Source organism: Klebsiella sp. CN_Kp100 (assembly GCF_040065315.1).
Classification (GTDB): domain Bacteria; phylum Pseudomonadota; class Gammaproteobacteria; order Enterobacterales; family Enterobacteriaceae; genus Klebsiella; species Klebsiella oxytoca.
On sequence record NZ_JBEAIJ010000005.1, the window covers coordinates 128,940 to 142,906 of the forward strand.

General features: G+C 58.1%; 15 protein-coding genes. 5 read left to right on the forward strand and 10 right to left on the reverse strand.

Annotated features, from left to right (window positions below; translation table 11 throughout):
* Nucleotides 1-12 precede the first annotated feature (12 nt).
* The 4 genes from ABLV12_RS05595 (at nucleotide 13) to ABLV12_RS05610 (ending at nucleotide 3,578) form a co-directional block, all read left to right on the forward strand.
* Nucleotides 13-939 (forward strand): ABC transporter ATP-binding protein, encoded by a 927-nt coding sequence (locus ABLV12_RS05595; RefSeq protein WP_004108035.1) that lies wholly within the window; start codon nucleotides 13-15, stop codon nucleotides 937-939.
* Complete coding sequence (locus tag ABLV12_RS05600; protein ID WP_004108033.1) at nucleotides 936-1,706, forward strand: ABC transporter permease; 771 nt, start codon at nucleotides 936-938, stop codon at nucleotides 1,704-1,706. The genes ABLV12_RS05595 and ABLV12_RS05600 overlap by 4 nt, the downstream gene beginning before the upstream one ends.
* 120 nt (nucleotides 1,707-1,826) lie before the next feature.
* Nucleotides 1,827-2,267 carry a PTS sugar transporter subunit IIA gene (locus tag ABLV12_RS05605; RefSeq protein WP_348866894.1) on the forward strand — a complete coding sequence of 147 codons (441 nt, stop codon included), beginning with the start codon at nucleotides 1,827-1,829 and terminating at the stop codon, nucleotides 2,265-2,267.
* A 57-nt stretch (nucleotides 2,268-2,324) separates the two neighbouring features.
* A complete protein-coding gene (locus ABLV12_RS05610) occupies nucleotides 2,325-3,578 on the forward strand; it encodes a polysaccharide deacetylase family protein (RefSeq protein ID WP_004108028.1) in 1,254 nt (417 codons plus the stop codon).
* 1 nt (nucleotide 3,579) lies between these two features.
* Here the strand turns inward: ABLV12_RS05610 and panD are convergent, their stop codons facing one another.
* The 9 genes from panD to thpR form a co-directional block, all read right to left on the reverse strand.
* The gene (gene panD / locus ABLV12_RS05615; protein WP_004108014.1) at nucleotides 3,580-3,960 is read right to left on the reverse strand and encodes an aspartate 1-decarboxylase; all 381 of its coding nucleotides are present in this window, start codon (nucleotides 3,958-3,960) and stop codon (nucleotides 3,580-3,582) included.
* A 93-nt stretch (nucleotides 3,961-4,053) separates the two neighbouring features.
* Entirely contained in the window at nucleotides 4,054-4,908 is an 855-nt protein-coding gene (gene panC / locus ABLV12_RS05620; protein WP_016809933.1) for a pantoate--beta-alanine ligase, read from the reverse strand.
* A gap of 11 nt (nucleotides 4,909-4,919) precedes the next feature.
* The gene (gene panB, locus ABLV12_RS05625) at nucleotides 4,920-5,711 is read right to left on the reverse strand and encodes a 3-methyl-2-oxobutanoate hydroxymethyltransferase (RefSeq protein ID WP_049593860.1); all 792 of its coding nucleotides are present in this window, start codon (nucleotides 5,709-5,711) and stop codon (nucleotides 4,920-4,922) included.
* 119 nt (nucleotides 5,712-5,830) lie between these two features.
* On the reverse strand, nucleotides 5,831-6,310 hold the full coding sequence (gene folK, locus ABLV12_RS05630) for a 2-amino-4-hydroxy-6-hydroxymethyldihydropteridine diphosphokinase (protein ID WP_004108010.1): 480 nt from the start codon (nucleotides 6,308-6,310) through the stop codon (nucleotides 5,831-5,833).
* Nucleotides 6,307-7,704, reverse strand: coding sequence for a polynucleotide adenylyltransferase PcnB (gene pcnB, locus ABLV12_RS05635; protein ID WP_071787138.1), 1,398 nt, complete (start codon nucleotides 7,702-7,704; stop codon nucleotides 6,307-6,309). The genes folK and pcnB overlap by 4 nt, the downstream gene beginning before the upstream one ends.
* A gap of 51 nt (nucleotides 7,705-7,755) precedes the next feature.
* Nucleotides 7,756-8,637, reverse strand: a complete 882-nt coding sequence (gene gluQRS / locus ABLV12_RS05640; RefSeq protein WP_064398276.1) for a tRNA glutamyl-Q(34) synthetase GluQRS — start codon at nucleotides 8,635-8,637, stop codon at nucleotides 7,756-7,758.
* Between the two features lie 60 nt (nucleotides 8,638-8,697).
* Entirely contained in the window at nucleotides 8,698-9,153 is a 456-nt protein-coding gene (dksA, locus tag ABLV12_RS05645) for an RNA polymerase-binding protein DksA (RefSeq protein WP_004098689.1), read from the reverse strand.
* A gap of 164 nt (nucleotides 9,154-9,317) precedes the next feature.
* Nucleotides 9,318-10,034 (reverse strand): DNA/RNA nuclease SfsA, encoded by a 717-nt coding sequence (gene sfsA / locus ABLV12_RS05650; protein WP_064398274.1) that lies wholly within the window; start codon nucleotides 10,032-10,034, stop codon nucleotides 9,318-9,320.
* A complete protein-coding gene (thpR, locus tag ABLV12_RS05655) occupies nucleotides 10,034-10,570 on the reverse strand; it encodes an RNA 2',3'-cyclic phosphodiesterase (RefSeq protein WP_004108002.1) in 537 nt (178 codons plus the stop codon). Before thpR ends, sfsA begins: the two co-directional genes overlap by 1 nt.
* A 72-nt stretch (nucleotides 10,571-10,642) precedes the next feature.
* Between thpR and hrpB the strand changes: the two genes are divergently transcribed.
* Nucleotides 10,643-13,072, forward strand: coding sequence for an ATP-dependent helicase HrpB (gene hrpB / locus ABLV12_RS05660; RefSeq protein WP_265782681.1), 2,430 nt, complete (start codon nucleotides 10,643-10,645; stop codon nucleotides 13,070-13,072).
* A gap of 96 nt (nucleotides 13,073-13,168) precedes the next feature.
* Here the strand turns inward: hrpB and ABLV12_RS05665 are convergent, their stop codons facing one another.
* Nucleotides 13,169-13,966: an A24 family peptidase gene (locus ABLV12_RS05665; protein WP_160886609.1), complete on the reverse strand. Its 798-nt coding sequence runs from the start codon at nucleotides 13,964-13,966 to the stop codon at nucleotides 13,169-13,171.
* Nucleotide 13,967: the final 1 nt, after the last annotated feature.

The following is a 13,967-nucleotide window of genomic DNA, read 5'->3' on the forward strand; positions in this document are numbered from 1 at the left end:
AAGAGACCTTTAATGACCATTGCTCTGGAACTAAAACAGCTCAAGAAAACCTACCCCGGTGGAGTTCAGGCGCTGCGCGGAATCGATCTGCAGGTCGAAGCGGGCGATTTTTACGCGCTCCTGGGGCCTAACGGCGCGGGGAAATCGACCACTATCGGCATTATCAGTTCGCTGGTAAATAAAACCTCCGGCGAGGTGAATGTTTTTGGCTACGATCTGCAAAAGGATGTGGTGAACGCCAAACGCCAGCTCGGTCTGGTGCCGCAGGAGTTCAACTTCAACCCGTTTGAAACCGTGCAGCAGATTGTGGTCAACCAGGCGGGCTACTACGGCGTTGAGCGCAAAGAAGCGATCGTCCGCAGTGAAAAGTACCTCAAACAGCTCGACCTATGGGAAAAGCGCAACGAGCGCGCGCGGATGCTCTCCGGCGGCATGAAGCGCCGCCTGATGATCGCCCGCGCATTGATGCATGAACCGAAGCTGCTGATCCTCGATGAGCCCACGGCGGGAGTGGATATTGAGCTTCGTCGCTCGATGTGGGGATTTTTGAAAGATCTCAACGATAAAGGCACGACGATTATCCTGACCACCCACTATCTGGAAGAGGCCGAAATGCTGTGCCGCAATATCGGCATTATTCAGCGCGGCGAGCTGGTGGAAAACACATCGATGAAAGCGCTGCTGGCCAAGCTGAAATCAGAAACTTTTATTCTCGACCTGGCTCCCAAAAGCCCGCTGCCGGTGCTGGAAGGCTATCAGTATCGTCTGGTCGATACGTCGACTCTGGAGGTAGAAGTGCTGCGCGAGCAGGGGATTAACAGCGTGTTCACTCAGCTGAGCGCGCAGGGAATACAGGTATTAAGTATGCGTAACAAAGCAAACCGGCTTGAAGAGCTGTTTGTCACGCTGGTGCATGACCGGAAAGGAGAATCAGCATGATGCAGCTTTATTGGGTCGCGCTGAAAAGCATCTGGACCAAAGAGATCCATCGGTTTATGCGTATCTGGGTCCAGACGCTGGTGCCGCCGGTGATAACCATGACCCTCTACTTTGTCATTTTTGGCAATCTGATCGGTTCGCGCATCGGTGAGATGCACGGTTTTACCTATATGCAGTTTATCGTGCCGGGTCTGATCATGATGGCGGTGATCACCAACGCCTATGCCAACGTGGCGTCCTCTTTCTTCAGCGCCAAATTCCAGCGCAATATTGAAGAACTGCTGGTCGCGCCGGTCCCCACGCACGTGGTGATCGCCGGCTATGTGGGCGGCGGAGTTGCCCGCGGTCTGTGCGTCGGGATTCTGGTGACGGCGATTTCGCTATTTTTCGTTCCGTTCCAGGTCCACTCGTGGGTATTTGTCGCTCTGACCCTGATACTGACCGCCGTGCTATTCTCGCTGGCCGGCCTGCTGAACGCGGTGTTTGCTAAAACCTTTGACGATATCAGCCTTATTCCGACCTTCGTGCTGACGCCCTTGACCTACCTCGGCGGGGTTTTTTATTCCCTGACCCTGCTGCCGCCCTTCTGGCAAGGGCTGTCGCATCTCAATCCGATCGTCTATATGATCAGCGGCTTCCGCTACGGCTTCCTCGGAATTAACGATGTTCCGCTGGCGACGACCTTCGGCGTGCTGGTCGTGTTTATCGTCGCGTTTTATCTCCTGTGCTGGTATCTGATCCAGCGCGGACGCGGGCTGCGCAGCTAATTTAACCACCGATGGCGCTTTGCTGCTCACTGAGGCAAAGCGCCAGCCAACAATTTGATTGCCATCACCGATATTCATCATTTGCCTTGCTAAATTGTTTGCCTGCTAAGGAGGTAGGCGATGTTAGGTTGGGTGATTACCTGTCATGATGAGCTGGCGCAGGAGATGCTGGATCGTCTGGAGAAAAAGTTTGGGCCGTTGACGCAGTGCCGGGCGGTCAACTACTGGCGCAATCTCAGCAGCAACATGCTGAGCCGTATGATGTGCGATGCGCTACATGAGACGGACAGCGGCGAAGGCGTTATTTTCCTGACCGATAAATCCGGCGCGGCGCCTTATTGCGTGGCGGCGCTGATGAGCCATAAGCACACCCACTGTGAAGTGATTTCCGGGATCGACTATTCATTACTGGAAAGTATGTATTTGCTGCGCCAGAGCCTGAGCAGCGAAGCCTTCCGACACGCCATTGTCAGCGCCGGAGGCCCGGCGGTGAGCAGTCTCTGGCATCAGCAGCAAAAGAATCCACCCTTCCGGCTGCTGTATGAGCCGTACGGGAATTAAGCATTGGTATTGATCGCGCTTTTGTTACAATGACGGCAGTTTTTATCTACCGGTTCGATGCGCATGCTTGCCCGAATGTTTGTTTTACTCCTTCTGCTTACGGCGTGCAGCGCTTCCGCCAGCCTGTTAAGCCAGCAGGGCACCCCCGCGCGCTATATGCAAACGACCGAAGATGCGGATATCTGGGCGCAGGTTGGCAACCAGGTGGTGAGCGTCGGCAACGTACGGGCAGGGCAAATACTGGCGGTAGTGCCGACCGCAGCCGATTACTACGAGTTTAATTTTGGCTTTGCGACCGGCTTTATCGATAAAGGCCACCTTGGGCCGGTGCAGGGCAAGCAGCGGGTTGAGGATAGCCTCGGCGACCTGCATAAGCCTCTGAGCAACCAGAATCTCATTACCTGGAAAGATACGCCCGTCTATGATGGCCCCTCTGCTGGCAGCGCGCCGTTCGGCACCCTGGCGAATAATTTGCGCTATCCGATTATCAGCAAGCTCCGGGATCGGTTGAATCAAACCTGGTTTCAGATACGCATCGGTAACCGCCTGGCGTGGGTGAGCAGTCTGGATGCGCAGGAAGATAACGGCATCCCCATACTCACTTATCACCATATTCTGCGTGACGAAGAAAACACCCGGTTTCGTCATACCTCGACCACGACTTCCGTTCGCGCCTTCAGCAACCAAATGACCTGGCTACGCGACCAGGGCTATGCCACGCTGAGCATGTATCAACTGGAAGGTTATCTGCGTAATAAAGTGAATCTTCCGGCGCGTTCGGTGGTGATCACTTTTGACGATGGTCTGAAATCGGTCAACCGCTATGCGTACCCGATTCTTAAGCAATATGGCTTTCACGCTACGGCTTTTATTATTTCATCGCGCATCAAGCGCCATCCGCAGAAATGGGCGCCGAACTCGCTGCAGTTTATGAGCATTTCCGAGTTAAAACAGATTCAGGATGTCTTCGACGTGCAGTCACATACCCATTTCCTGCATCGGGTTGATGCCCGGCGTCATCCGATTCTGCTCAGCCGCAGCTATCACAATATTCTGTTTGATTTTGAACACTCGCGGCGGGCGCTGGCGCAGTTTAATCCCCACGTGCTGTATCTTTCTTATCCGTTTGGCGGCTATAACGCTAAGGCGGTTCAGGCGGCGAACGACGCCGGTTTTCATCTGGCGGTGACTACCGTGAGAGGTAAGGTAAAGCCGGGCGACAATCCGTTCTTATTAAAAAGGCTATATATTCTCAGAACGGATTCGCTGGAGACGATGTCGCGGCTGATAAGCAATCAGCCGCAGGGGTAGATCAGGCAACCTGTACCGGAATGGCTTTTGCCTGGCGCTTCATTTCGTTTTCGCCCTCGAAATAGGCGACTTTCGGCTGCCAGGTGCGGGCTTCTTCGTCAGGCATAGTGACGAAACTGGCGATAATCAAAATATCGCCGACGTTGGCGCAGTGTGCCGCCGCGCCGTTAACGGAGATAATTCGCGACCCGCGCTCTGCGGCGATGGCGTAGGTGGTGAAACGATTACCGTTGGTCACGTTCCAGATATGAATAGCCTCGTTTTCAAGGATGCCGGACGCATCGAGGAAATCCTGATCAATAGCGCAGGAGCCTTCATAGTGCAGGTCGGCCTGCGTGACTTTAACGCGGTGGAGTTTGCCCTGCAGCATATTACGAATCATAACGTCTACCTTTAAAGCTTAACGATAACAAAGCGGACATGACGTCCGCCTTGAGGAAATTCCTGGCAGTATTGCCTGATTTTTAACCCGTGTCTAGCCAGCGAGTGCGACGATCTGATTGTCGATCAAACGCGCTTCGCCGAGCCAGGCCGCCATCAGGATCACCGCTCGCTTACTGGTTTCCGTCAGGTCGAGCAGCGTATCGGCATCGCGGATCTGAATATCATCGGCGCGGAAGCCTTTTTCGTTCAGCTCCTGAGCGGCAATCGCGATAACCTCGTCAAGATTACGTTCGCCGGCCGCCAGTTTCTCCGCCACGCTATTCATCACCTTATGCAGTCCCGGCGCAATTTTGCGCTGCTCAGCGCTGAGATAACCGTTGCGCGAGCTCAGCGCCAGCCCATCTTTAGCGCGCATAATCGGCACGCCGATAATCTCGATGTCATAGCCCATATCGGCCACCATCTTGCGGATGAGCGCCAGCTGCTGGAAATCTTTTTCGCCGAAGCAGGCGACATCCGGCTGTACCAGGTTAAACAGCTTGCTGACGATGGTCGAAACGCCGCGGAAGTGACCAGGACGGCTGGCGCCTTCGAGCATCGTCGACAATCCTGGAACATCGACGTAAGTCTGATTTTCGATGCCGTGCGGATAAATTTCCGCCGCCGCAGGGGCAAAAACTAAATCGACTTTGCGTTTGTTCAGCTTCTCGCAATCGTCCTGCAGGGTTCGCGGATAGCGCGCCAGATCGTCCGGGCGGTCAAACTGCATCGGATTGACGAAAATACTGGCTACCACCACATCCGCACTGGCTTTTGCCGCATCGACCAGCTTCATATGACCATCGTGCAGGTTGCCCATGGTGGGAACCAGCGCAATACGCTTGCCTTCCTGACGTAAACGGCGGATATGCTGGCGCAGCAGCGGCAGGGTTTCAATAATCAGCACAACAATACTCCTTAATGGAAACTGTGTTCTTCGCCCGGATATTCACCGGACTCCACTTCGGCAACATATTGCCGTACCGCGGCGCGCATGTCGCCCGCTGTGCTCAGGAAATTTTTGGCAAATTTGGGAATGTGACCACCGGTGATACCAAAGGCATCATGCATCACGAGGATCTGTCCATCGGTGACGTTGCCCGCGCCGATGCCGATTACCGGGATGGTGAGCGCCTCGGTGACGCGTTTCGCCAGCTCGACCGGCACGCACTCCAGGACCAGCAGCTGTGCGCCCGCCGCTTCTAACGCCAGCGCATCATCCAGCAGAACTTGCCCGGCATCGCCGCGCCCCTGAATTTTATAACCGCCGAAGACGTTCACCGACTGGGGAGTCAGCCCGAGGTGTCCGCACACGGGTACCGCGCGCTCGGCGAGCATTTTCACTGTATCCGCCAGCCATGCGCCGCCCTCGATTTTGACCATATTGGCCCCCGCGCGCATCACGATGGCGGCGTTCTCGAAGGTTTGTTCCGGCGTGGCGTAAGCCATAAACGGCAGATCGGCGAGCAGCAGGCAGTTTGGCGCGCCCCGGCGCACCGCGCGGGTATGGTAGGCGATATCGTCTACGGTCACCGGCAGGGTGGAGTCGTGGCCCTGTACCGTCATGCCCAGCGAATCGCCGACCAGCATCACGTTGATACCCTCATCGGCAAACAGCTTTGCAAAGCTGTAGTCATAGGCGGTGATAGTGGCGAAGCGTTTCTTCTCCTGTTTGCATTTCTGCAGCAGGGCGATAGTGGTCGGTTTCATAACGTTTCCTGATGATGAAAGTCATTTTAACCGGCATTCTAGCAGCCGCATTCAGGGGGGCAATGGTTTTAGGCAACCGATTACCACGATCGCCGTAATTGCTAAAAAATGAAGGGGTATTACCAGCTAGCGGGTTTTTCTGCGCCGAGAGTGGCCAGAACATCGCGCAATGCCAAACCGTCGGGGAAACGTAGCTCAGGCGCAATTTCAAACAGCGGCCACAGCATAAAGCCGCGGTTTTTCATATCGTAGTGCGGCACGGTCAGGCGCGGAGTATTCAACACTTCCTCGCCGAACAGCATGATATCGAGATCCAGCGTGCGGGGGCCCCAGCGTTCAGCTTTACGGGTACGGCCCTGCTGCAGCTCGATGCGCTGAGTGTGGTCGAGCAGCGCCTCTGGGGCGAGAGAGGTTTCCAGCGCCACGGCGGCGTTGAGGTAGTCAGGCTGATCCTGCGGCCCCAGCGGCGGTGTACGGTAGAAAGAGGAAACGCTTATCACCCGGCTGTCAGGAATCTCCGCCAGCGCGTTGACGGCAGCGTTAACCTGCTCCAGCGGAGAGGCCAGATTGCTGCCGATGGCGATATAAGCAAGCGTCATGCGCTACCTTCGCGACGCGGCGCGCGTTTACGCGGACGGCGGTTGCGACGACGTGGAGCCGGATCGTCACCCAAATCATCCAGCATATTTTTCTGAGCCGGCGGCGCGGCGACCTGGAACTCGCCCCACCATTTGGTCAGGCGCTGCAGTTCGCCATTGTTCTCGGCGCCGGCGCGCAGCTCCAGCAGATCGTAGGCGGCGCGGAATTTTGGATGCTCCATCAGCTTCCACGCGCGTTTGCCCTGACGGCGGGACATCCGCAGCTGAAGCTGCCAGATATCGCGCACCAGAGTGGTGATGCGTTTCGGGATCGCCAGCGTACGGCAGGCTTCGTCCAGCACGTCGTTCATCGCCAGCGCGAAGGCATCGTAGTAGGCCAGCCCGCTCTCCTGAGCGATTTTCTGCGCGGTTTCCAGCAGCGGGTACCAGAACATCACCGCGAACAGGAACGCCGGATTAACGCGCATGTCGTTGCGAATACGGTTATCGGTATTCTTCAGCACCTGGCTGATGATACGCTCCATCGGACTATCGCCGCGCTCGGTGAAGTAGCGGGTAATGGTCGGGAACAGCGGCTGGAACAGATTATATTCGCGCAGCAGGATATAGGTTTGATATCCGTCGCCGGCCTGCAGCAGCTTCAGGACTTCTTCAAACAGACGCGCCGGCGGCACATCGTGCAGCAGCGTCGCCAGGCGTGGGATCGGCTCGGCGGTCTCTTCGCTGATGCTCATGCCGAGCTTCGCCGCAAAACGTACCGCGCGCAGCATCCGCACCGGATCTTCACGATAGCGGGTCTCCGGATCGCCGATCAGGCGGATAACGCCATCCTGCAGATCTTTCATGCCGCCGACGTAGTCGCGGACGGTAAAATCCGCCACGCTGTAATAGAGGCTGTTGATGGTAAAGTCGCGACGCTGGGCGTCTTCTTCAATCGAACCGAAGATGTTGTCGCGCAGCAGCATGCCGTTCTGGCCGCGCTGGGAGGTGATGCGATCGGTGGTGTGGCCTTCATGATGGCCGCGGAAGGTCGCGACTTCGATAATTTCCGGCCCGAACATCACGTGCGCCAGGCGGAAGCGACGGCCGACCAGACGGCAGTTGCGGAACAGCTTACGCACCTGTTCCGGGGTCGCGTTGGTGGTGACGTCAAAATCTTTGGGTTTTTTGCCCAGCAGCAGGTCGCGTACGCCGCCGCCGACCAGCCATGATTCGTAGCCCGCCTTGTTGAGTCTGTACATGACCTTGAGGGCATTTTCACTGATATCTTTGCGGGAAATTGCATGCTGCTCACGCGGGATAACCGTCATATGTAGTTGTTCGACGGCGGCTTCTGCCTCGCGCTCTTCACGGCTTAGCACCTTACGGCAAAAATTAGCGACTCGGGTAAAAATGGTACACCTCGTAGTGTCAGACGGACTTCAGGACAAAAAAATAGCGGCTAATCATAGCTCAGCGGAACGCATTTGAGAATGCTGGATTTGCTCCGGCCGCCAGTTCGCTATCGCGTACTGGAGTAAATCCTCAATGCTCAGCGTCTGCCATTCCTGAATGACATCCTGATTAAGAAACGTTAGCGCCCGCACAATTTCTGGCCGCGGGTCGCCTTCAGACAGTGCCGGAGCGTGGTTTTGCTTCGACAGTTTATTGCCCTGCGCGTTGAGGGCCAGCGGTAAATGGATATAATCCGGCGCCTGCCAGCCAAAATGCTGATAGAGAGAAATCTGCCGTACCGTTGGTTCGATAAGATCGGCGCCGCGGACGATTTCGCTGACGCCCTGAAAATGATCGTCCACCACCACCGCCAGATTATAGGCGAACAGCCCATCGCGGCGATGGATAATAAAATCTTCGCGCGCCAGCGGCTCGTCGGCAACGATGGTGCCGCGCAGCTGGTCATAAAATTCAAGGACTGGACGAGTTTGCCGCAGACGCAGAGCGGCGTTTTCCGCGCCGAGGCGTAAATCCCGGCAGTGACCGTCGTAGATGCCGCCCATACCGTGGATACGCGCGCGGGTGCAGGTGCAGTAGTAGCAGAGGCCCTGCTCGCGCAGCCAGGCCAGGCGCTCGCGATAGGCTTCGTGACGTTTTGACTGCCAGAGTACCTCTCCGTCCCAGTGCAGGCCGTAGTGGTCTAATTGACGAAGGATAGTTTCAGCGGCGCCGGGGACTTCACGCGGCGGATCGATATCTTCAATGCGCACGCGCCAGATACCGTTCTGCGCCCGAGCCTGCAGATAGCTGCCAAGCGCGGCGATTAATGAGCCGAAGTGGAGTTCACCGGAGGGTGAGGGGGCAAAGCGCCCGATATAGTGTGAATCTTTCATGATATGACTAAAGCATCAGGGCGGGAGAAAGCTCCCGCCAGAGATGCATCAGCGAAGTGATTAGCCTGCCATCTGTTTTTCGCGAATTTCCGCCAGCGTTTTGCAATCAATGCACAGGTCGGCGGTCGGGCGCGCTTCCAGACGACGGATACCAATCTCGACGCCACAAGATTCACAGAAGCCGAAATCTTCGTCTTCGACTTTTTTCAGCGTTTTCTCGATCTTTTTGATCAGTTTACGTTCGCGGTCGCGGTTACGCAGCTCCAGGCTGAACTCTTCTTCCTGAGCGGCACGGTCTACCGGGTCCGGGAAGTTAGCAGCTTCATCCTGCATATGCGTTACGGTGCGATCCACTTCATCCCTAAGTTGATTACGCCACGCTTCAAGAATGCGCTTGAAGTGCGCCAGCTGGGCTTCGTTCATATACTCTTCGCCCGGCTTCACTTGGTACGGCTCCACCCCAGCGATGGAGAGAATACTCAGGGACGATGTTTTACGGTTTTGCCCTTCTTGCATGTTGCTTCTCCTTAACACGCACTATCGATCCCCGTGTTGGGGGAAAAATCAGGCCGCTATAAATAGCAGATGCTTTTCCGGATAGCAATTATCTAAACGTTACACTTGACAACCCTGTGAGGAAAAGCGTATTTGCGCTCGCGACCCGAATACTATTTAGCCGTTTATTTACCGGGGGTTAACACCACGGTAATTGGCTTATTCAGAGTCATCATCTCGGTAGAAAGTTCCGCCTTGTACGCGAGAATTTCCACCCCCTTGTTTTGCGCCTCAATCAATAGCTGTGCGTATCTGGCATCAATGTGATGCGCGGGAGAGAAACGGTCGATCGCGGAATGAAGCACCGCGAACAGTATCACCGCCCGATCGCCCGCCGTCGCCACGCTCATCAGCTCCCGCAGGTGCTTCTGGCCGCGCTCGGTGACCGCATCGGGGAAATAACCGTATTCCTTTTCCGCCAACGTAACCGATTTCACTTCAATATAGCAGTTTTGTCGGTCATCTGCTTGTAACAGAATATCAATACGGCTGCTTTCATCACCATACTTCACTTCGCTTTTCAGCGTGTTGTAGCCTACAAGCTCGGGAATTTTACCTGCCAGAATCGCCTCTTTCGCCAACGTATTAGCACGTAGAGTATTAACACAAATTGTCGCGCCCTCGACGGTTTCAGTTAATTCCCATGTGTGAGCATATTTGCGTTTAGGATTATCTGAGGTGGAATACCAGACGGTGTCGCCCGGCGCGGCGCAGCCGGTCATGGCGCCGGTATTGGGGCAGTGCAGGGTCAGCTCGCGTCCATCCGGGGTCATGACGTCGGCGAGAAACCGTTTGTAACGTTTAATCAGGATGGCGGACTGCAGGGGAGGAGTGAACAGCATCAGCTTTCCTTGTCGAAAGGGTAACGTTCCAGCGCCTGATAGCGCGTGCGTCCGCGGCTAAAGCTGGATTGGTAGAGAACAAATTCGTTGACCGCAAACGCCCAGCTAAATCCGGGCGGCGGAATAGGCACCGCGTGGCGCGCGTCGCGCAGCAGGGTGATGTGCGGATGAAACGGCTGCGGGCTTTGATAGCAGCCGCTGCGGGCGGCCTGGGCGCGCAGCATATTCGCTAATTGCAAAACCCCGCGCGGCGGCTGACGAGTACCCAGCCACACCACCCGCGAACGTAGCCACTGCCCGGCATCGTCAAGCGTCAGGGTAAAGCCCGGCTGGCGGATCCGTCCGGCCATTGCAGACAGCGCCCGCTGCTTGTCCGCGCTCACTTCGCCAAGAAAGGCCAGCGTCAGATGGAGGTTAGCCGCCGCCACCGGTCGACCCGCATCCTCGGGAAAGCTGGCGGCGCGCCAGTGAACGATCTGCTGCTGAACTTCTCCAGGAAGTTCAATGGCGAAAAACAGCCTTTTCGGCTCGGACATGATAGAGACTCGGTAATGAATTATCGGGATGCTACAATGCTTGCCCTCACATGTTAACCCCCGGAGCGCTTCGTGTCCTCATTGCCGGTTGCCGCCGTCCTCCCTGAACTTCTCTCTGCCCTGCAGCATGCGCCGCAGGTTTTGCTTAACGCGCCAACCGGCGCCGGGAAATCCACCTGGCTGCCGCTGCAAATTCTCGCCGAAGGTAAAATCAACGGACGCATAATCCTGCTGGAGCCGCGGCGGCTGGCCGCGCGTAACGTGGCGCAGCGGCTGGCGGAACTGCTGGGAGAAAAGCCCGGCGAGACGGTGGGCTATCGCATGCGCGCGGAGAGCTGCGTCGGGCCGAACACGCGCCTCGAAGTGGTGACCGAAGGTATTTTAACGCGGATGATCCAGCGCGATCCTGAGCTGAGCGGCGTGGGGCTGGCGATCCTTGATGAATTCCACGAACGCAGCCTGCAGGCGGATCTGGCGCTGGCGCTGCTGCTCGACGTCCAGCAGGGATTGCGCGACGATCTTAAGCTGCTGATTATGTCGGCGACGCTGGATAATGAACGCCTGCAGAAGCTGCTGCCGGAGGCGCCGGTTATCGTTTCCGAAGGGCGCGCGTTTCCGGTTGAACGGCGTTTTTTGCCGTTGCCGACTCATCAGCGTTTTGACGAGGCGGTGGCGATAGCCGCCGCAGAGCTGCTGCGTAGCGAGAACGGCTCAATGCTGCTATTTCTGCCCGGGGTAGGAGAAATTCAGCGCGTGCAGGAGCGGCTGGCGGAGCGGGTGGCGAGCGATGTTGTGCTGTGCCCGCTGTACGGCGCGTTGCCGTTGAGCGAGCAGCGTAAGGCGATACTGCCTGCGCCAGCAGGGATGCGCAAAGTGGTGCTGGCAACCAACATCGCCGAAACCAGTCTGACCATCGAGGGGATTCGGCTGGTGGTGGATAGCGCTCAGGAGCGAGTCGCGCGCTTTGACGCCCGGACCGGGCTCACTCGCCTGGTGACGCAGCGCATCAGCCAGGCCTCAATGACCCAGCGCGCCGGTCGAGCCGGGCGTCTGGAGCCGGGTATCTGCCTGCATCTGCTGGCAAAGGAGCAGGCCGAGCGCGCGGCGGCGCAGGGCGACCCGGAAATCCTGCAAAGCGATTTGTCGTCGCTACTGCTGGAGCTATTGCAGTGGGGATGTCAGGACCCGGCCCAGCTCAGCTGGCTGGATCTGCCGCCTGCGACCAACCTGGCGGCGGCCCGGCGTCTGCTCACTGACCTTTTTGCGCTGGAAGGTGACCGGCTGTCGGCGCACGGGCGCAAAATGGCGGCGTTAGGTAACGATCCGCGTCTGGCGGCAATGCTGACGGCCGCGGAGGATGCCGATGGCGCCGCCACGGCGGCTAAGCTGGCGGCGATCCTTGAAGAGCCGCCGCGCGGCGGCAATAGCGATCTCAGCGCGGCGTTTGCCCGTCAGCAGGGCAACTGGCAGCAGCGGGCGCAGCAGCTGATGAAAAGGCTGGCGGTTCGCGGCGGTCAGCCCGACGCCGACAGCATCGCGGCGCTGCTGGCCTCCGCTTTTGCCGACCGTATCGCCCATCGTCGCGGTCAGGAGGGGCGCTACCAGCTGGCTAACGGGATGGGGGCGATGCTTGACGCCGATGATGCCCTGAGCCGCCACGAATGGCTGATTGCGCCGCTGCTGCTGCAGGGGAGCGCATCGCCAGATGCGCGGATCCTGCTGGCGCTGCCGGTCGATATTCACGCGCTGATTGAGCAGTGTCCGGCGCTGGTCCGGCGTTCCGATATCGTCGAGTGGGATGAGGCGCCAGGCACGCTGAAGGCCTGGCGGCGCACCTGTATCGGACGCCTGGTCATCAAGACCCAGCCGCTGGCGAAGCCAGCGGAAGAGGAGCTGCATCAGGCGATGCTTAACGGGATCCGCGAGAAGGGACTGAACGTGCTCAACTGGACGCCGGAGGCGGAGCAGCTGCGTCTGCGGCTGCACTGCGCGGCGCAGTGGCTGCCGGAGGAGGCGTGGCCGGCCGTTGATGAGGCGTCGCTGCTGGCCTCGCTTGAACAGTGGCTGCTGCCGCAGATGGCGGGCGTCCATTCGCTGCGGGCTCTGAAGGCGCTGGACGTGCGTCAGGCGCTGCAAAACTGGCTACCGTGGCCGCTGCGCCAGAAGCTGGACAGCGAGCTGCCCACGCATTATACGGTGCCGACCGGTAGCCGCATTGCGATTCGCTATCACGATGAAAACCCGCCGGCGCTGGCGGTGCGAATGCAGGAGATGTTTGGCGAGGCGACCACTCCGACTATCGCCCAGGGGCGGGTGCCGCTGGTGCTGGAGCTGCTTTCGCCGGCGCAGCGCCCGCTGCAGATCACCCGTGATTTAGGCGCGTTCTGGCAGGGGAGCTACCGCGAGGTACAAAAAGAGATGAAAGGGCGCTATCCGAAGCACGTCTGGCCCGACGATCCGGCCAATACCGCCCCGACCCGCCGCACCAAAAAGTATTCGTAGCCGGAGAGTTCCCGGGTTGCGGCGTAAACGCCTTACCCGGCTACCCGACCAGCACCGCCCGTAGCCCTGCTAAGCGCAGCGCGAGCAGGGGATATTTTATACCTGGCCCCACAAAAAGATGCCGCCGCCCGCCAGCGCCAGCCAGGGGCCGAAGGCCAGAGGCTGTTCGAGCGAACGACGGGTTACCAGGCGCTGCAGCAGCGTCCAGATCAGGCCGCTGGCGGAAGCCAGCAGCAGCGTATGCGGCAGCGCCTGCCAGCCGAGCCACGCGCCGAGCGCCGCCAGCAGCTTGAAATCACCGTAGCCCAGCGCCTCTTTACCGGTCAGCAGACGGAACACCCAGTACACTGACCACAGCGATAGATACCCGGCCATCGCGCCAACGACCGCCTCCGCCAGCGGCGCGAAGAGATCGGTAAGATTGAACAGCAGCCCGGCCCACAGCAGCGGCAGAGTCAGCCTGTCAGGCAGCAGCTGCGTTTGTGCGTCGATGGCGGCGAGGATTAGCAGCAGCGACAATAAAATTAACCCGCCCAGCAGCGTCATGCCCGCAGGGATCAGGTACCCGACCAGCATAAACAGCGCGCCGGTCGCCAGCTCCATCAGCGGATAGCGACGTGAAATCGGTCGCCTGCAGCAGCGCGAACGCCCCTTGAGCCATAAAAAGCTCAGCAGCGGGATATTGTCCCGCCAGGCGATGGGCTGACGGCACTGCGGACAGAACGATGCGGGGAAGCAGAGATTCACTCCCCCTGCGTACTCCATCATCAGCGGTAAACGATGGATAACGACGTTAAAAAAGCTGCCGAACGCCAGTCCGGACAAGAATAAAAAACCGCTCCAGATTAACGGGAATTGCGCGGCGAACTCGGGTAACAATGCGATGTTTTCCACG

Bases quoted from the DNA above. Each gene is read 5' to 3' on its own strand.
- ABLV12_RS05595 (WP_004108035.1), top strand. From the start codon at position 13: ATGACCATTGCTCTGGAACTAAAACAGCTCAAGAAAACCTACCCCGGT.
- ABLV12_RS05600 (WP_004108033.1), top strand. From the start codon at position 936: ATGATGCAGCTTTATTGGGTCGCGCTGAAAAGCATCTGGACCAAAGAG.
- ABLV12_RS05605 (WP_348866894.1), top strand. From the start codon at position 1,827: ATGTTAGGTTGGGTGATTACCTGTCATGATGAGCTGGCGCAGGAGATG.
- ABLV12_RS05610 (WP_004108028.1), top strand. From the start codon at position 2,325: ATGCGCATGCTTGCCCGAATGTTTGTTTTACTCCTTCTGCTTACGGCG.
- panD (WP_004108014.1), bottom strand. From the start codon at position 3,960: ATGATTCGTAATATGCTGCAGGGCAAACTCCACCGCGTTAAAGTCACG.
- panB (WP_049593860.1), bottom strand. From the start codon at position 5,711: ATGAAACCGACCACTATCGCCCTGCTGCAGAAATGCAAACAGGAGAAG.
- folK (WP_004108010.1), bottom strand. From the start codon at position 6,310: ATGACGCTTGCTTATATCGCCATCGGCAGCAATCTGGCCTCTCCGCTG.
- gluQRS (WP_064398276.1), bottom strand. From the start codon at position 8,637: ATGAAAGATTCACACTATATCGGGCGCTTTGCCCCCTCACCCTCCGGT.
- dksA (WP_004098689.1), bottom strand. From the start codon at position 9,153: ATGCAAGAAGGGCAAAACCGTAAAACATCGTCCCTGAGTATTCTCTCC.
- sfsA (WP_064398274.1), bottom strand. From the start codon at position 10,034: ATGCTGTTCACTCCTCCCCTGCAGTCCGCCATCCTGATTAAACGTTAC.
- thpR (WP_004108002.1), bottom strand. From the start codon at position 10,570: ATGTCCGAGCCGAAAAGGCTGTTTTTCGCCATTGAACTTCCTGGAGAA.